Here is a 17,267-nt window from a genome sequence, read left to right as displayed (position 1 = left end):
CACTCGCGAAAGAAAGGGGGATATACAAAACAAACGAGGGGTGGGCCCGGATATTCCGGCCCACCCCTCGTCAGAGGTCTAGCTTGAAGCCGAATGTCAGGCTTCGGACGGCACGATGTTGACCGTCTTGCGGCCACGCTTCTCGCCGAACTGGACCGCACCGGCGGCCAGCGCGAACAGCGTGTCGTCGCCGCCACGGCCGACGTTCACGCCGGGGTGGAACTTGGTGCCACGCTGGCGGATCAGGATCTCGCCCGCGTTGACTTCCTGGCCGCCGTAGCGCTTGACGCCCAGTCGCTGCGCGTTCGAATCGCGACCGTTGCGGGAGCTGGACGCACCCTTCTTGTGAGCCATGGCTCAATCCTCTTTCTGACGAAGATCCGGAGAAAGTCCTACTTGGAGATGCCGGTGACCTCGACGCGGGTCAGCTTCTGCCGGTGACCCTGGCGCTTGTGGTAGCCGGTCTTGTTCTTGAACTTGTGGATCCGGATCTTCGGACCCTTGGTCTGCTCGACGACCTTGCCGGTGACCGAGACCTTCGCCAGCGCGTCGGCGTCCGTGGTGACGTCGCCACCGTCCACGAAGAGGACTGCGGGGAAGGTGTGCTCGGTACCCGGCTCGCCTTCGAGCTTCTCGACCTCGACGACGTCGCCGACGGCCACCTTGTACTGCTTGCCGCCAGTCTTGACGATCGCGTACGCCGACACGGAAGTCTCCTGCTTACTCGACAACGGGTGGGGGCTTGCGTGATCGGCCCACCAGGAAAGTCTCGGTGGTCCAGATGCTGCGCAAGGTGCCCGCTCTAGGTGGCGGGCCGTTCTACAGGTTACGTGGGGCTCCCCGGTGCGATCACACCGGGGTGCCCCTAGGTGTTCACTAGCTCGTTTCCGACGCCTTGACCGGCGGACCGGCCGGCCGTGAGGCCGCCCGTCGCGGACGACGGCGGGTGGTGGAGCGCACGGCCGGGGCCGGAACGTCCACCTCGGGCTCGGTCTCCTCCTGAGCGGAAGGAGTCTCGGGCTCGGAAACCTCTTCTGTCACAACAGTCTCAGGAGTCACCGGCACCTCGGGCGCTTCGGGCTCCGGGCCCGATTCCGCGACGACGGCGATCTCTTCCTCGCGCACGGCCGGAGCTTCGTCGTCCGGAGTCGTCACCGGCTCACCGGCGAGTTCCGTCGCGGGCGCCTCGGCGACCGGCTCGGAGACCGGCTCAGCGGCCGCCTCGGCCGCCTGTTCGACGGTCGCTTCGGCCACGGGCTCCGAAGCCTGCGGGGCGTGCCCGTTCAGCGCGGTGCCCTCGACGTTCTCGGTGACCTCGTGCGTGTGCTCGCCCTTGGCCGCCTTCGTGGCGTTGGCCACCGCCTGGACCGCCGAAACCACCGACTCGCGCTGGGCGGGCGGAGGCGTTTCGGCCTTGGCCGCGGCGGGCTCGTTCTGGGCCTGCCCCTGGTCCTCGCCCTTGCCCCGGCCGCGGGACCGGCGGGAGCCCTGCTCCTTGCCGCCACCACCGCCACCGCCGTGGTTGTGACCGTTGCCGCCGCCACCGGTGCGCTGCGGCTCGGTCGAGACGACCACGCCGCGGCCCTTGCAGTGCTCGCACGGCGTCGAGAACGCCTCGAGCAGCCCGGTGCCGATCTTCTTGCGGGTCATCTGCACCAGGCCGAGCGAGGTGACCTCGGCAACCTGGTGACGCGTGCGGTCGCGGCCGAGGCATTCGGTCAGCCGCCGCAGCACGAGCTCGCGGTTGGACTCGAGCACCATGTCGATGAAGTCGATGACGATGATGCCGCCGATGTCCCGGAGCCGGAGCTGGCGGACGATCTCCTCCGCCGACTCCAGGTTGTTCCTGGTCACCGTCTCCTCGAGGTTGCCACCCGATCCGGTGAACTTGCCGGTGTTGACGTCGATGACCGTCATCGCTTCGGTGCGGTCGATGACCAGGTAGCCACCCGAGGGCAGCCAGACCTTGCGGTCCAGCGCCTTGGTGATCTGCTCGTCGATGCGGTGGTCAGCGAAGGCCGAACCGGTTCCCGTGTACCGCTTGACGCGATCCGCCAGGTCCGGCGCCACGTGCTGCACGTAGTTGTAGATGGTGTCCCAGGCCTTGTCGCCCTGGATCTCCAGCTTGGCGAAGTCCTCGGTGAACAGGTCGCGGACGACCTTGACCAGCAGGTCCGGCTCTTCGTAGAGCATGACCGGGGCGCTGTTCTTCTTGCCGCCGTTGCCGGCTTCGGCCTTCTCCTTGATGACGTCCCACTGCGCCTTGAGGCGGCGGACGTCCCGGTCCAGCTCCTCCTCGCTGATGCCCTCGGAGGCGGTGCGGATGATCACACCTGCGTCCTCGGGGACGATGCGCTTGAGGATGTCCTTCAGACGGCGGCGCTCGTTCTCCGGGAGCTTCCGGGAGATACCGGTGGCGCCGCCCGCGGGCACGTAGACCAGGAAGCGGCCCGGCAGCGAGATCTGCGTGGTCAGCCGGGCGCCCTTGTGCCCGACCGGGTCCTTGGTGACCTGGACCAGCACGGAATCGCCGGTGGAGAGCGCCTGCTCGATCTTGCGGGCCTTGCCCTCGAGACCGGCGGCGTCCCAGTCGACCTCGCCGGCGTAGAGCACGGCGTTGCGGCCGCGGCCGATGTCGATGAAGGCGGCCTCCATCGACGGCAGCACGTTCTGCACGCGGCCGAGGTACACGTTGCCGACGATCGAGCCGGTGCCCGACGACGTCACGAAGTGCTCGCACAGGACGCCGTCTTCGAGCACGCCGATCTGCGTGGACTCGCCCTTCTCGGCGACGACCATGGTGCGCTCGACCGACTCGCGGCGGGCGAGGAACTCGGCCTCGGACAGGATCGGCGCACGACGGCGGCCGGCCTCGCGGCCGTCCCGGCGGCGCTGGCGTTTGGCTTCGAGCCGGGTCGAGCCGCGCACGCTGCGGACCTCGTCCCGCGCGGGGCGCTCGGTCTCGGCGGCCTTGGCCTGGCGCACGTGGACGACGGTGTTGGGCGGGTCGTCGCTGGTGGCCTCGGCGGTGTCGTCGTCCCCGCCCTTGCGACGGCGGCGACGACGGCGGCGCTTGCTACCACTGTCCGATTCGCCGTCATTGTCCGACTCGGACTCCGCAGCGGCCTCTTCGGCGCTCTCGGCGCCGGCCTCGTCGGTCTCGGCGTCCTTGTCCTTCGCGCGCTGCTGACGGTTGCGCGGGGCTCGCGGCTCTTCGGACTGCTCGTCTTCGTTCTCGGAGTCGGCCGAGCTCTCGTCGCCGCCCTTGCCCCGGCCACGACCGCGGCGTCCGCGACGACGGCGGCGACGGCCGTTGGCGTCGTCACCGTCCTCGTCGGTGCCCTGGCCCTCGGCCTGCTCGGTCTGCGTCTCGTCCTCGTCGGAGGCGGTCTCATCGGTCTGGGTGAAGGCCGGCTCCGGCTTGCGGACGGGCTTCGCCGCGACGGGCTCCGGCGGCAGGAACACCGGCGACGGCGCGGCGAACACCGGGAGGTGTGCGGCCACCTTCGACGGCCTGGTCGTCCGCTCCGGTGGCTCCGGGGTCACGGGGGCGGCCAGCGCGGGCGGAACACGCCGCGAGGGGGCCTCCACCTGCGGAGCGGGCTCCGGCTCAGCCTTGACCTCGGGCTCGGGAGCCGCCGGGGTCTCGGCGACGGGAGTCGTTTCGGGCTCGTCTCCGCCCGCGAGGGCTTCGGCGAGCTTGAAGGCGACCTCGCGGGTGACGCTGGACTGCGCGCTCCGGACGGTCTCGCCGAGCTCACCGAGCTTGGCCATCAGTTCACGGCTGTTGGATCCCAGCAGCTTCGCCAGCGCGTGCACCCGGATCCGGGGCGGCAGTTCGCCCAGCTGGCCTGCGATGGGTGTGGCGGTATTCCCGCCGGTGACGGCGGGTGTGTCCGCGTTCGACATATATCTCCTCCGCCCCCGGGCGCGTCGGCTGGCTCTCACCGGCTCGACGCGGCCGCGCAGGGGCCCCTTTCTGTTCGTTCCGCCGTGGTGGTCACCAGCAGCGGGAATCCTTGCCCGGACCGCGACGGCGCCGGGGTTGTCCGGGCGCCGCGTACGGCTGAAGGTCTGCTCGGCGGAGCGCTGGCCACGTTCGCGACATCGGGCCGCCCGCCACGTCGTCGAGCCGCATACAGCGGCGACGCGTGTGGAGGATGTGCAGCACACCACCGGGCCACGAGACCGCGAGCGCCACCTCTCACGTGTGCCCGTCGGCCAGCGGCCACCGCGAGTATCCCACACCCCGGCCCCACTCCGGTGTACTCGGTGCCACACACCTGGCTCTCGGGCGCGCCGCGGCCACCGGCCGAGCGAACTTCGCGGGAGAGCTTGTCGACCCGGCCGAGGGTGGCTAGCGTGCCGCTCGGGGGTACTGACGCGTAGGCAGCGGTGCCCCCGTCGTCCGATGTTCTCCGGTGGGAGGTCCGGTGTCCCTGCTGGGGCGGTCCCTGCGAGCGGCCGTGTGCGCCTTGGTGGTGCTCTGCGGTTCGGTCGCCGCTGTCGCGACGGCCGAGGCCGAGTCCTCGTGTCATCCCCAGGGACGGGCCCTGCGTTACGTCGTCGCCTTCGACATGGGCACCTCCGAAGCCGAGGCCAGGGCGGCCGTCGCCGATGGCTGTGGCAGCACGACCGTCTATTACCCGCAGATCGCCGTGGCCGTGGCGACCTCGGCCGACCGGGATTTCGCCGAGCTGGTCCGGCCCGCCGCCGCGTTCAGCGCGCAGGCCGAACGGCTCGCCGTGCAGCGGGCCAACGGCACGTCACCGGCCAGATCCGCACCCGCCCGCGCCGAGCTCGAACCGACGGATCCGGCGAAGGTGCCCTCCGCCGACCGCACCGGCGAGCAGTGGGACATGCGCGCGATCGGCGCCGACCGGGCCCACGCGATCGAACCGGGCAGCCCGGACGTCGTCGTCGGCGTCCTCGACTCCGGCGTCGACCCCACCCACCCCGACCTGGCGAACGCCCTCGACCCCGGTAAGTCGGCCGGCTGCCTGACCGGCGCGCCCGACCGGAACTGGGCCGCGACGACGTCGGTGCACGGCACCCACGTCGCGGGGGTCATCGCCGCCGCCGACGACGGCAAAGGGGTCACCGGGGTGGCGCCCGGCGTGCGGATCGCCTCGGTGAAGGTGATCGACGATCGCGGGTACGCCGACCCCGAAGCCGCCGTCTGCGGGCTGATGTGGGCCGTTTCACAGGGCATGTCGGTGACGAACAGCAGCTACTTCGTCGATCCGTGGTCGCTCTCGTGCGCCCACGACGACAAACGGGGCGTCGTGAACGAGGTCATGGCCCGCGCCGTCGAGTACGCGACCTCGGCCGGCACCCTCAACATCGCGGCGGCGACCAACGAAGCCGCCGAGCTGGTGCCGTCCCCGCGTTCGGGTGCCCGGCGCCAGGCCGAAGGCTGTCAGGCGCTGCCCGCCGGTCTGCGTGACGTCGTCGCGGTGTCGTCCGTGAGCGAAGAGCGGGTCAAGGCCGGGTACAGCTCGTACGGACTCGGCGTGATCGACGTGACCGCTCCGGGCGGCGAGGCCGGGCAGTGCGTGCTTTCGACCGTTCCCGGCGGGTACGCGCCGCTGTGCGGGACGTCGATGGCGGCGCCGCACGTCGCCGGTGTCGCGGCGTTGCTCGCTTCGAAGCATCCCGGCTACAGCGCCCGCCAGCTGCGGCGGACGCTGGACGCCCAGGCCACGCCCATCGCGTGTCCCGCCGACTACGACCTGACCGGCGACGGCTCGCAGGACGCCTACTGCACCGGGTACGCGGGGTTCAACGGCTTCTACGGGCACGGCCTGGTCGACGCGCTGGCCGCGGTGGCGCCCCGGCGGACGGGCTCGAACCCGGCCCGCTGACGGGTCAGCGCAGCAGGAGCTTGCCGAACCGCTTCGAGGACGCGTAGATCCCGACCGCCGCCAGCGCCACCAGGTACGCCACGTTCCCGGCCATGCCCCACGACAGGACGCCTGCCGAGAGCCCGCGCATCAGCTCGATGCCGTGGTACAGCGGGAAGATCTGCACGATCCACTGGATCCCCGCCGGGTACACCGAAAGCGGGTAGAACGTCGTGGAGAACAGGAACAGCGGCATCAGCACGAGGTTGATGTAGTCGAACTGCGACACCGACCGCAGGAAGGTCACCAGCACGATGCCGATGGCCGAGAACGCCATCGCGATCAGCAGCGCCGCCGGGATCATCAGCAGGGCCCACCACGACCCGGGCAGCCCCATCACGGTCATCACGCCGAGGAACGTCGCCGAGTAGATCCCGCCGCGCAGCACCGACCAGCCGACTTCGCCGAGCGCGATGTCCAGCGGCCCGATCGGGGTGGCGAGCATGGCGTCGTACAGCTTGGCGTACTTCAGCTTGAAGAACAGGTTGTACGTCGAGTCGAGGATCGCGCCGTTCATCGCCGACGCCGCGAGCAGGCCGGGCGCGACGAACGCGACGTAACTCATCGCCTGGCCGCCGGGCCCGACGACCTCGCCGACGAGCTTGCCGAAGCCGAGCTGGAAGGCCATAAGGTAGAACAGCGGCTCGAAGACGCCGGACACGAACAGCATCCAGGCGTGCGAGTACGTCAGGAAGGTCCGCTCCAGTACCGCCGTCGACCGGCCGCTGTACAGCGCGGACGGCAGGATCCGCAGCAGCACCCCGCGACGCGGGGCTTCGGTGAGCACCGCCATTTCAGACCACCAGCCGTCGGTAGAAGTACTTGTGCGCCAGCGCCCAGCCCACCCCGGCCAGGACGACCAGGAAGGCGAGGTGGCCCAGCGTGGCGAGCGGGCCGACGGTGCCGAGGCTGACCGCCCTGGCGGCCTCGTTGCCGTGCCACAGCGGGGAGATCCACGCGATCCACATCAGCGGGGCCGGCAGTTCGCTGATCGGGAAGAACGTGCCGGAGAACAACGTCATCGGGATCAGGATGAACCGGAACACCAGACCGAACCGCGTGCCCTCGTCGTAGGTGGTCGCGGCCAGCGCCATCACCGGGGTGCCGCACGCGATGCCGGTGAGCGTGCCGATGAGGATGACGGCGAGCACGCCGAAACTCGTCCACGAACCGAAGAGCGCCGCGATGACCGCGTAGATCGTGCCCGCCAGGGTCAGCCGCAGGCTCACCCACATGATCTGGCTGCCGAGCACCTGCCCCGGCGTGATCGGGGTGGCGGTGACGGCGATGTAGTCCTGCTGCCATTTGAAACCCGACAGCACCGGATAGCTCGACTCCCCCACCGCCAGCTGCGCGGCACCCGCCACGAGCAGCGCCGGGGCGACGTACTCCAGGTACGAGAAGCCGCCCGTCGCGGCGCCCGCCTGCACCTGCGAGCCGAAACCGAGCCCCATCGCGGCCAGGAACAGCACCGGCTGCAGGCCCGTCGAGTACAAAGTGGACACCCAGTACCGGCGGTACCACATCCAATGGCCCTCGACCCGCAGCCAGGCTCCCGCCCAGCGCGAGACCACGCGGCCCGTCGACGCCTTCGTCTGCGCTGTGGTCATCAGTCCACCAGCGTCCGGCCGGTGAGGCGGAGGAAGACGTCCTCCAGCGAACTGCGGCGGACCAGGCTCGACAGCGGACGCAGCCCGCGGGCGTGTGCCTGTTCGAGGGTGGCCTCACCGGTCATCGTGTAGAGCAGGACGCGGTCCGGCAGCACCTCGACGCGTTCGGCGAGGCCTTCGATCCGCTTCGCGGCCGCCTCCTGCTCGCCGTTCGGGAAGCGCAGCTCCACGACCTCGCGGGTGGAATACCGGCTGATCAGGTCCGCGGGCGAGCCCTCGGCGGCGATCCGGCCGTTGTCCATCACGACCAGCCTGTCGCAGAGCTGTTCCGCTTCGTCCATGTAGTGCGTGGTGATGATCAGCGTGGTCCCGCCGGCCTTGAGCCGGAACAGCCTGTCCCACAACAGGTGCCGGGCCTGCGGGTCGAGACCCGTGGTCGGCTCGTCGAGCAGGAGCAGCTCCGGGTCGTTGACCAGGGACCGCGCGATGGTCAGCCGCCGCTTCATCCCGCCGGAGAGCGAATCGACCTCCGCGTTCGCCCGGTCGGTGAGCTGGGCGAACTCCATCAGCTCCTCGGCCTTGCTCCGCACGTGCGCGCGGGAAAGCCCGAAGTAGCGGCCGTAGATCTGCAGGTTCTGCCGGACGGTGAGCTCGGTGTCGAGGTTGTCCTGCTGCGGCACCACGCCGAGCCGGGCGCGGATCTTCGGCCCCTCGACGTCCGGATCCATACCGAGGACCCGCAGGTCGCCGTCGGTGCGCGGGGAGACGCTCGCGATCATCCGCATGGTGGAGGACTTGCCCGCGCCGTTGGGCCCGAGGAAGCCGAAGGCCTCCCCCGGGCGGACCTCGACGTCGATCCCGCGTACGGCCTCGAAATCGCCGAAACGCTTGACCAACGCCTTCGCCTGCACCATCGCCGGTTCGTGCTCCGAGTCACCCACGGTAGGCACCCTAGGACCTGCCACCGACAAAATTCGACCGGTTTATCCGGGCTCTTGTCGGCCGTTGCCCTCTCGTCGATACTCACCGACCATGAGTCTCAAGCCCAAAATCGCCCTGTTGTCCGTTTTTGTCAGCGCCGGGCTCCTGGTGGCGCCCACCGCGCAGGCGGCCGAGACCCGTGCGGCCACTGTGGACCCGCGGCCGTCCACCGCCAAGCTGGCCTTCGAACTGCACAAGCTGGCGGCGCTCAGCCACGGCAAGATCCGCGTGGACAAGATCGGCCGCAGCAACGAGGGCCGTCCGGTGTGGGCGGCCAGGGTCGGCCACGGCAAGACCCGGATCCAGTACGTCACCCAGCAGCACGGCGACGAGCCGCTCGGCACGCCCGCCGCGCTCGAGTTCCTGCGCGAGGTCGGCGTCGGGAACAGCGCGTGGGCGCGGAAACTGCTCGCGAAGGTGACCGTCGACATCGTCGTGCGCGCCAACCCCGACGGGCACGAGCGCGACTGGCGCTACAACTACGACCCGGACGCCACTCCCGAATACGGTGAGAAGGGCAAGGGGTACGACATCAACCGCTACCACGATCCGGCCGTGGCGCCGAAGGACAACCCGGCCACCGAAGCGGGCCTGATCCAGCGGCGGAACGCGTCGTTCAAGCCGGACATCATGGTCGACTACCACATGCAGGGCCGCTACCAGGACGCGAAGGGCAAGGAGATCACGGCTTCCACGATGTGGCCGACACATCCGGGCGTGAAACCGTCCGATGTGGACTTCGCGAAGCAGATCGCGGTCGTGGTGCAGCGGTCGATCGACGGTAACGGCGGCTACGTCTCGCAGTACCCCGGCGGCGACTACCAGGGCATCGCGCGCAACGGATACGGGCTGCTCGGCAACGGCAGCGTGCTGATCGAGCTGAGCCTCATCCCGGAGCGGGAACAGCAGCAGATCCAGGACGCGCGGGCCTCGATGCTCGCGATCGCGCGGGCCGCGGCCGACGGTTCGGTGCGGACGGTGGACCCGGCCGACGCCGACGCGATCCCGCCGCGGGGTCCGGCGCTGCCGGGTACGGTCGAAGAGGCGCACGAAGCCGCCTGACGCGTGCAATGAAAGGACCTTTCCTTGCGAAATTTGCAAGGAAAGGACCTTTCATAGCGCTAGCGGACGGTGACCGAGAGGCTCTTCGTGACCCCGTTGACGGTGACCGTGAGGTTCGCCGTCCCCGGTCGCAGCGCGGTCAGCACCCCGCTCGCCGGATCGAACGACGCGACGTCCCACGGCATCGCGGGCAGGAATCCGCCGGCCACATGCGTGCCCCAGCCGCCCTTCCAGTCCGCGCTGACCGGGTACGACACCGGCACCTGACGCGCTCCCTGCGTCACCACGGCCCGGACGTCCGCCTTCTCCCCACGCGCCAGCGACGAGGGACCGGACAGCGTCAGCGCGTCGACGTTCGGCCGCGTCTCGAACCGCACGGGTTGCGCCTTGTCCCCCGGCTCGAACCGGACCATCGTCCAGCCGACGAAACCGCCGTCACCCGGCGCCGCCGCGGGCGACTTCCCGGAGTTGCCGTTCACCAGATACGGCACGCCGTCGACCCGCGAAAGGCTGAAAACGCCCGCGTGCGAAGCGATCGCGGCCGCCTGCTTGCCCGACTCGCGTTCGAACGCGGTCAGCCAGCCGGTCAGCATGGCGGCTTCCTTGCGGTCGGCCAGCTGCGAATTCCCGCTTGCGCCGGGGTCCTTCACCGGATGGTGCATGGCGACGACCACGCCGCGGATCCGCCGGTCCGCCTTCGCCCCGTCCAGTGCCTCGCGCAGCATCCGGATCTGGTCGAATCCACCCGCGCGCAGCGATCCGCGCGAGGAATCCATCAGCACCAGCCGGATCCCGGCGACATCGGCGACACGATGGGTCTCCCCGAACGCCGCCTGGAACTCCGCGAGCCCGTGCCCGCCGTCGGCCTCATGGTTGCCCGGGACGTAGTACCAGGGCGCCTTGCCGACCAGTTCCTCATCGATGATCGAGCGGGCCAGCACGAAATCGGCGGCCGTGCCCCGGTCGACGAAGTCGCCGTTGATCAGCACGAGATCCGGTTTCGCCGCCACCGCCTCGCGCAGCGCGCGGCGCGCCTGGGCCACCAGCGGGCCGTTCGGCTGGTCGGCGGTGAACTGCGCGTCACTGACCACGGCGATCCGCAGGCCTCCGGTCGCGACGCCGTCGGTGATCAGCGCCGGGTCACGCGGTGCCGGGTCGGCGGGGACGGCTGCCGCGGGCGCGACCTCGAAGGTGAGGTCGTCGAAGACCAGCCGTCCTTCGTACTGCTGGTCCGGGACGTTCTCGACGGCGTAGAACTTCGTCAGCCGCTGCCCGTCGGGGAGCCCGGCCGGGATCGCCGCGCGGACGTAACGCCAGCCCGTCCAGTCGACGCTCAGCGACAGGTCCACGACGGACGGGACGTTGGCGGCGTCACGGAGTTCCGCGCGCAGCCAAGCGCCCTTCGCGTCGCCGTTGACCCACAGGCCGACACGCTGGGTGCCGGGCGGCAGCGGGAGCGGCGACGCCGAATTGACGTAGGCCGCTCGCGTGGCGTTGGTCCCGTTCAGCCGGTAGTCCAGCGCGAGGCCGCGACCACCGTCACGGCCCGGCGCCTCGGAAAGCGCGGCGCCGACGACGGCCGGGAAGACGCTGGCGTTCCAGCCCGCGGGGCCGTCCAACGGTGCCGCCACCCGGGATTCCGTGCCGACCGAAGCCGCCAGATGCGTCGCCTTCCCGCCCGCGGTGGCGGTGATCGCCGAAGCACCCGACGCCTTGAGCGCCGTGACCGCGAACCCGTCACCGGACGGCTCGATCTTCACCACGGCGGGGTCGTAGTCGAGTTTGACGTCGTCGGGCTCGATCCACGTGCCATAACCGTCGGCGTCGTAGCCGAAGACCTTGAACGTGCTCTTCGCGCCTTCGCCGGACAGCGCGACCTGCTCGGTGCTCGTGCCCAGCCGGACGGGTGAGCCGAGGACGTTCAGCGTGGTCTTGCCCAGGACGCCGCCGCGTTTCGCCAAGACGTCGACGTTCGCGGGCGCGTCGGGCCGGAGCCGGTCGGCGTGCGCGGTGAACACGCCACCGGTCACGGTGCCGCGGAAGGGATCGGTACTGAGCCACTGGACGTGGGCGTCGACGGTGGCACCGGTCTCGTCGTGGCCCCCCGCGACGAGCTTCCGTGTCAGCCCGGGAAGCACACGCGACGCGTCCGTGGTGTCCTGCGCGGGAGCGGGCGCGAATCCGGTCAGCCGCCCGCTTCCCGGCACGGTGGCGACGCCGATCCCGTTGGGCACCAGGCGTTCCCCGCCGTCCGACGGCGCATTGCGCACCAGCGGCGACTTCTCGCCCTCCTCGCGGGCGAGCATCGTCGAAGAACCGCCGCCGTCGAGGTTGAGGGCGTCGTCCGCGCCGAGCGACTTCATGTGCCGGGCGAGTTCGAGTTCGGTCATGCCGCGGCTGTCCGCCTGACGGCCGTCGACCGTGGCCAGCCACATCTTCGTGCCGTCGGCGGAGAACCCGACCGCGGTCCGGGGGTGCATGGCGACGTTGTCGACCGGCTGGAGCGCACCGTCACGCAGCAGGACCTTGTTCCCGCCGACCGAGACCGACAGCTTGCCCGCGTCACTCTTCGGCGCGTATGCGACGCCCACCTTGTCGCCGATCTTCAAGCCGGACAACGCGTCGACGCCGCCGTCACGGGCGAGCAGGATCGTCGCCCCCGCGGCGATCGGGCCGTCGGCGGGCTGCGGCCGCACCTGGGTGACCACGCCGCCGGAGACCTCGACCTCGACGACGCTCCGGGCGCCCGCGACCGAGGTCCGCCGCGAGGACGCGCCCCACAACGGTGTGTAGACGCCGATCGCGTCACCGCTCAGCACCGGGCTGTTGAAGTTCGAGGCGGGCACGACCTTGCCGTCGGGCAGGGTCACCGACGCTTCGAGGAACACCTCCGCGAGCCGCGCCTTGCCTTCTTCGGTGATCGACGCGGTCAGGTTGTGGCCGCGTGCGGGCGCCGTCTGGAGTTTCCCGGCGTCGACGCCGACGCCGATCGGCGCCCCGCTGGCGTTGATGTCGAAGAAGTCCCCGTTGACCCCGGCGACCGCACCGGCCCTGGCGACCTGCTGCGAGAGCGGCGTCCGCGTGGAAACCGTGCCGGGGCTGAGGTACGTCGGCTTGAGCGTCTTGCTGGTGAGATCGACGGCGAGGGTGTCGCCGCGGATCCAGCCCGCCGGGTCGTACCGGTCGAACTCGGTGAGACTCAGCCCCGGCGCCACACGCGAAGTCGCGCTGGTGGTGACGAGACCGTCTTCGGGCGCGGCCACGGCGTACGCGGACGGGCCCTCCTTCGCCGATGAGGCCGCCGGAGCGGCTTCGACGGGCACCGGGCCGAGTGGAGCGGCCAAGGGATCGGCGTACGCCGGTGCGGCGACGAACGATCCGGGCAGCAGGGCAGCGAGCAGCAACAGGCGTGAATTTCTCACGAAGTACCCCACGATCGAGTGATAGGCAGCATCGCTCAGCACAGCGGACGCGAGCCGCCAGGAGAAGACCCCGAGGTGAACGTGAACCGAACGGCGTAGGGCGCGAAGGTCAGGGTGTGAAAGGCCCGGCGAGGAAGGTCTTCGCCGCCGCGGCGTCACCGGTGATTTCGAGGCCCGCCCCGTCGAGCTCGATCCGTTGCCACAGCAGCAAGTCCAGCGCTTCCGCGGTCCCCGCGGCGACGGCGCCGGCGGCTTCGACGGGATCCGCCTGCCGCGAGCCGGGGACATCGGTTTCACCCGGCGGTGTGATCAACCAGGCGTGTCCGGTGTCGGATGTCTTCAGCAGCAACGGAACGGTGACCGTCGGCGGGGTGTGCCAGCGCTTCACCTTCGGCAGCATGCCGAGGAGGACCTCGTCCACTCCGTCGGCGGCGAGGGACGGGTCCAGGGTGTATTCGGTCCCTGCCGCGCGATGCGCGTCGAGCAGGTGCACCGCGGTCTCGTGGACCTGGCGGCGGTACCAGAAGGCTTTGGTCTTGCCGGCGGCGGTGAAGTTCCAGGCGCCGTCTTCGGGCGATGCCTCGCCCAGCGCCTCGATGAGGTCTTCGGCGCTTTCGCGGTACCAGGCGGCAAGGTCCGCGCCGGGTTCGGCTTCGAAGATCTGCGGGGCGGGGTCGCCGGTGCGCACGATCCCTGCCGCCCAGCGGTGGACATTGCCGAGGTGGACGACCAGGTCACGCAGGCGCCAGTCGCCGCAGCACGGCACGGGCGCGGTGTGGTCCCCGGTGCGCGCCACCCGCGCGAAACCGGCGGTGAGTTCCTGCAGTCGTGCCAGGTACTCGTCCGGTGTCATCGACAACCCCCAGGTCCGTGGGTGACGCGGTCTTCCCGCGCCACCCACGAGTGTGTCAGACCTCGGGGAACCAGAGCTTGAGCTCGCGCTCGGCCGACTCCGGGGAGTCCGAACCGTGCACCAGGTTGTACTGGGTCTCCAGCGCGAAGTCGCCGCGCAGGGTGCCGGGGGTGGCCTTCTCGACCGGGTCGGTGCCGCCGGCGAGCTGGCGGAAGGCGGCGATGGCGCGCGGGCCCTCGACGGCGATCGCGACCAGCGGGCCCGAGGTGATGAACTCGAGGAGGTCGCCGAAGAACGGGCGCTCCTTGTGCTCGGCGTAGTGCTCCTCGGCGACCGAGCGCTCGACGGTGCGCAGTTCGAGGGCGGCGAGCTTCAGGCCCTTGCGCTCGATGCGAGCGATGACCTCGCCGACGAGGCCGCGCGCGACGCCATCGGGCTTGACGAGGACCAGCGTGCGTTCAGTCACGGCGGTATTTCTCCTTGGGTGGGATTCGTGCTATTCGCCCGGAGCCTACTGGGTGCTTCTCCGCTCACTTCACGTCGGACCAGGGAATGGCCTCGATGCGCTCGAGGTGCTCCTCGCCCCACTCCCCGAGCGCGGCCATCGCGGTGTTGAGGGAATCCCCGAACTCCGTCAGCGAATACTCCACCTTCGGCGGAACCTGGTGGTACACCTCGCGATGCAGCAGTCCGGTGGTCTCCATCTCGCGCAGCTGCAGGATCAGCACCCGTTCGCTGATGCCGGGCACCGCGCGCCGCAGCTCCCCGAAGCGCACCGGGCCGTCTTGGAGCGCGAACAGGATGAGCCCTTTCCATTTGCCGCCCATGACGGCGATCGCGGCGTCGAGGCCGCAGGTGAACGTGCGGTTCTTGGTCATCGTGTCACTTACCTTTTTGTCGGTACCCGGCAAAATAGTAGGTACTTGATCGAATGTACGCGACCGCCCAGCATGGAGTCATCCCGAAGATTTCCTTTGACTGGAGCGAAAAATGCCGAAGACACCGGTGACCGTCGTGGGCCTCGGCTCGATGGGCTCGGCCCTCGCGGGCGCCTTCCTCGCGGCCGGGCATCCGACCACCGTGTGGAACAGGACGGCCTCGAAGGCCGATCCTCTCGTCGCACGCGGAGCGCGTCTGGCCGCGACGGCCGACGACGCGGTGCGGGCGAGCCCGTTGACCATCGCCTGCCTGACGACATACGAAGACACTCGCGCGGCTTTGGAAGCGGCCTCATTGACCGGGCGTGCCTTGGTCACGTTGAACAGCGGCTCGCCGGTGGAAGCGCGCCGGATGGCCGAATGGGCGGCGGGTCGCGGCGCGCGCTACCTCGACGGCGCGATCAAGAACGTGCCGTCGGCCGTCGGAGCGCCGGACACGCTGTTGTACTACGGCGGCGACAAGACCGTCTTCGACGAGCACCGGGAAACGCTGCGGGTGCTGGGCGGCGACACCGTCCATCTCGGAGGGGAAACCGATCTGGCGGCGCTGTACGAAACGGCCGTCGGCGGCACCCTGTTGCCCGCGCTGGTCGGGTTCTTCCAGGGCGCCGCCGCGTTGCGGTCGCGCGGGCTCGAAGCCGAGACGCTCCTGCCGTACGTCACCAAATGGTTCGAGATGATCATCTCGGTGCTTCCGATGTACGCCAAGGAAATCGACAGCGGCGACTACTCGGATCCGGCGGCCTCGGTGAACATCTTCCACGCCGGCGCCGCCGCCGACCTCGGGCTGGCCGAGGAAGGCGTCGACGTCGGCTGGCAGCGGCCGATGCACGACCTCGTGCGGCGGGCCGCCGAGGCCGGGCACGGCGATCTCAGCATCGCGGTGCTGACGGAACTGCTCAGCGTTGGGGCTGCAGGGTCTTCGACCACAGGGACGCGCCCGTAGCGTCCCTCAGGTCGACCGTGAGTGCGCCGCTCCGTCCGTCGATGTTCACCTCGCCGAAGTGCTGGAAGCCGTCGGCGGGCGAGGTGTTCGCGGCGGGCGGGGCGTGCACGAACACCGCTTCCGGCCCGAAGGTCGGGTCGAGCTTGTTCGGACCGAACGCGCCGGCGTTGAGCGGGCCGGAGACGAACTCCCAGAACGGGTCGAACTCGGTGAAGGAAGCACGATCCGGCGAGTAGTGGTGCGCCGCGGTGTAGTGCACATCGGCGGTCAGCCAGACGACGTTGCGCACCCGGCGCCGCGAGATCTCCCGCAGCACCCAGGCGAGCTCGGTCTCGCGGCCGCCAGGAGCGCCGGGCAGGCCGTTGGCGACACCCTCGATGGCCTTGCCGTCCGGGACGGTGAGGCCGATCGGGAGGTCGGCCTGGATGATCTTCCAGGTCGCGGTGCTGCGATCGAGCGCGTCGACGAGCCAGCGGGCCTGGCGATCGCCGAGGATGCGGCCCGGCTTGGTCTGATCCGCGGTGTTGGCGTCCTTGTAGGTCCGCATGTCGAGGACGAAGACCTCGGCGCGCGAGCCGTGCCGGAAGTTGCGGTACACACGGCCGTCGACGGCCTGGCGGCGGTCGATCGGGTGCCATTCGTGGAACGCCTGGAACGCCCGCGCGGCAAGCACGTCGACGCGCTTCTCGGTGTATTCGGGGCGGTCGTCGAGGATCTCGCCGGGATACCAGTTGTTCACGACTTCGTGGTCGTCCCACTGGACGTAGGCGGGCACGCTCGCCGTGAAGCGCTTGAGGTTCTCGTCGAGCATGTTGTAGGCGAACTGGCCGCGGTACTCGTCGAGCGTCTCGGCGACCTTCGACTTCTCCGGGGTGACGATGTTGCGCCACACCCGCCCGCCGGGCAGCGCGACTGTCTCGGTGAGCGGCGCGTCGGCGTAGACCGTGTCTCCACAATGGAGGAACAGGTCCGGACGGCGCTCGGCCATCGCGCGGTAGATCGTCATGCCGCCGAGTTCGGGGTTGATGCCCCAGTTCTGCCCGGCGACGTCACCGGACCACAGCAGCCGGACGTCGGAGCGGCCGACGGGGGCGGTGGTGAAGCGGCCGGTGAGGGCCTCGCTGCGAGTGCGGCCGTCGAGGTCTTCCGCAGTCACGCGGTAGTGGACTTCGGTCCCCGGCATGAGACCCGCGACACGGACCTTGCCCGTACCGCCGGTCTCCGGGCTCATCACCGGACCGCGCACGCGGCGCGCGTGCCGGAACGACGGATCCCGGGAGACCTCCACGATCAGCCGCGACGGCCGGTCGGCGCGCGACCAGACGATGCCGGAACCGGTGGTGACGTCGCCGGACTGGACACCGTGGGTGAGCACCGGGCGGTCACGGCGGAGCAGCGGAACCGGGTTCGCGGTCGCGGTTCCCGGGACGAGCAGGCCGCCCGCGACCGCTCCGGCGCCGGTGAGACCGGCTTTGAGCAGCGTGCGACGGTTGTGGTGGGTTGCGGTCATGGCGCGGTTCTATCCCGCGGCCACGGCCGGTGGGCCAACGGC

At 70.2% G+C, this 17,267-nt stretch carries 14 protein-coding genes; 3 read left to right on the top strand and 11 right to left on the bottom strand.

The window, feature by feature from the left end; genetic code table 11:
- Window positions 1–96 precede the first annotated feature (96 nt).
- The 3 genes from rpmA to ACSMFO_RS11545 form a co-directional block, all read right to left on the bottom strand.
- Window positions 97–354 (bottom strand): 50S ribosomal protein L27, encoded by a 258-nt coding sequence (gene rpmA, locus ACSMFO_RS11555; RefSeq protein WP_003067129.1) that lies wholly within the window; start codon window positions 352–354, stop codon window positions 97–99.
- 38 nt (window positions 355–392) lie between these two features.
- Window positions 393–707: a 50S ribosomal protein L21 gene (gene rplU / locus ACSMFO_RS11550; RefSeq protein ID WP_005158538.1), complete on the bottom strand. Its 315-nt coding sequence runs from the start codon at window positions 705–707 to the stop codon at window positions 393–395.
- A gap of 169 nt (window positions 708–876) precedes the next feature.
- Window positions 877–3,909 (bottom strand): translation initiation factor IF-2 N-terminal domain-containing protein, encoded by a 3,033-nt coding sequence (locus ACSMFO_RS11545; RefSeq protein ID WP_436458527.1) that lies wholly within the window; start codon window positions 3,907–3,909, stop codon window positions 877–879.
- Between the two features lie 524 nt (window positions 3,910–4,433).
- Here ACSMFO_RS11545 and ACSMFO_RS11540 point away from each other — a divergent pair.
- A complete protein-coding gene (locus tag ACSMFO_RS11540; protein WP_436458526.1) occupies window positions 4,434–5,864 on the top strand; it encodes a S8 family peptidase in 1,431 nt (476 codons plus the stop codon).
- A gap of 4 nt (window positions 5,865–5,868) precedes the next feature.
- Here the strand turns inward: ACSMFO_RS11540 and ACSMFO_RS11535 are convergent, their stop codons facing one another.
- Genes ACSMFO_RS11535 through ACSMFO_RS11525 form a run of 3 tightly spaced genes read right to left on the bottom strand, consistent with a single transcriptional unit; the run spans window position 5,869 to window position 8,427 of the window.
- Window positions 5,869–6,696 (bottom strand): ABC transporter permease, encoded by an 828-nt coding sequence (locus ACSMFO_RS11535; RefSeq protein WP_016332384.1) that lies wholly within the window; start codon window positions 6,694–6,696, stop codon window positions 5,869–5,871.
- Between the two features lies 1 nt (window position 6,697).
- The gene (locus ACSMFO_RS11530; protein WP_016332383.1) at window positions 6,698–7,513 is read right to left on the bottom strand and encodes an ABC transporter permease; all 816 of its coding nucleotides are present in this window, start codon (window positions 7,511–7,513) and stop codon (window positions 6,698–6,700) included.
- Window positions 7,513–8,427, bottom strand: coding sequence for an ABC transporter ATP-binding protein (locus ACSMFO_RS11525; RefSeq protein ID WP_051972852.1), 915 nt, complete (start codon window positions 8,425–8,427; stop codon window positions 7,513–7,515). The genes ACSMFO_RS11530 and ACSMFO_RS11525 overlap by 1 nt, the downstream gene beginning before the upstream one ends.
- A gap of 118 nt (window positions 8,428–8,545) precedes the next feature.
- Here ACSMFO_RS11525 and ACSMFO_RS11520 point away from each other — a divergent pair, with 118 nt between their 5' ends.
- Complete coding sequence (locus tag ACSMFO_RS11520; protein WP_436458525.1) at window positions 8,546–9,556, top strand: M14 family zinc carboxypeptidase; 1,011 nt, start codon at window positions 8,546–8,548, stop codon at window positions 9,554–9,556.
- A gap of 59 nt (window positions 9,557–9,615) precedes the next feature.
- Here ACSMFO_RS11520 and ACSMFO_RS11515 read toward each other — a convergent pair whose 3' ends face one another.
- From ACSMFO_RS11515 to ACSMFO_RS11500, 4 genes are all read right to left on the bottom strand, one after another.
- A complete protein-coding gene (locus ACSMFO_RS11515; RefSeq protein WP_436458782.1) occupies window positions 9,616–12,960 on the bottom strand; it encodes a phosphodiester glycosidase family protein in 3,345 nt (1,114 codons plus the stop codon).
- Window positions 12,961–13,087: 127 nt separating this feature from the next.
- The gene (locus ACSMFO_RS11510) at window positions 13,088–13,831 is read right to left on the bottom strand and encodes a maleylpyruvate isomerase family mycothiol-dependent enzyme (RefSeq protein WP_436458523.1); all 744 of its coding nucleotides are present in this window, start codon (window positions 13,829–13,831) and stop codon (window positions 13,088–13,090) included.
- Window positions 13,832–13,886: 55 nt separating this feature from the next.
- On the bottom strand, window positions 13,887–14,297 hold the full coding sequence (ndk, locus tag ACSMFO_RS11505) for a nucleoside-diphosphate kinase (RefSeq protein WP_005158515.1): 411 nt from the start codon (window positions 14,295–14,297) through the stop codon (window positions 13,887–13,889).
- A gap of 64 nt (window positions 14,298–14,361) precedes the next feature.
- Window positions 14,362–14,709: a winged helix-turn-helix transcriptional regulator gene (locus ACSMFO_RS11500; protein ID WP_038517231.1), complete on the bottom strand. Its 348-nt coding sequence runs from the start codon at window positions 14,707–14,709 to the stop codon at window positions 14,362–14,364.
- Between the two features lie 112 nt (window positions 14,710–14,821).
- Here ACSMFO_RS11500 and ACSMFO_RS11495 point away from each other — a divergent pair, with 112 nt between their 5' ends.
- A complete protein-coding gene (locus tag ACSMFO_RS11495; RefSeq protein WP_436458521.1) occupies window positions 14,822–15,715 on the top strand; it encodes an NAD(P)-dependent oxidoreductase in 894 nt (297 codons plus the stop codon).
- Here ACSMFO_RS11495 and ACSMFO_RS11490 read toward each other — a convergent pair.
- Complete coding sequence (locus tag ACSMFO_RS11490; protein WP_436458520.1) at window positions 15,669–17,225, bottom strand: alkaline phosphatase D family protein; 1,557 nt, start codon at window positions 17,223–17,225, stop codon at window positions 15,669–15,671. The two genes, ACSMFO_RS11495 and ACSMFO_RS11490, sit on opposite strands and share 47 nt — an antisense overlap.
- Between the last annotated feature and the right edge of the window lie 42 nt (window positions 17,226–17,267).

The organism is Amycolatopsis sp. w19 (genome assembly GCF_051373225.1).
Taxonomy (GTDB): Bacteria; Actinomycetota; Actinomycetes; order Mycobacteriales; family Pseudonocardiaceae; genus Amycolatopsis; species Amycolatopsis japonica.
Note: the sequence above shows the minus strand (reverse complement) of the source record. Positions and strands in the feature narration are given on the sequence as shown.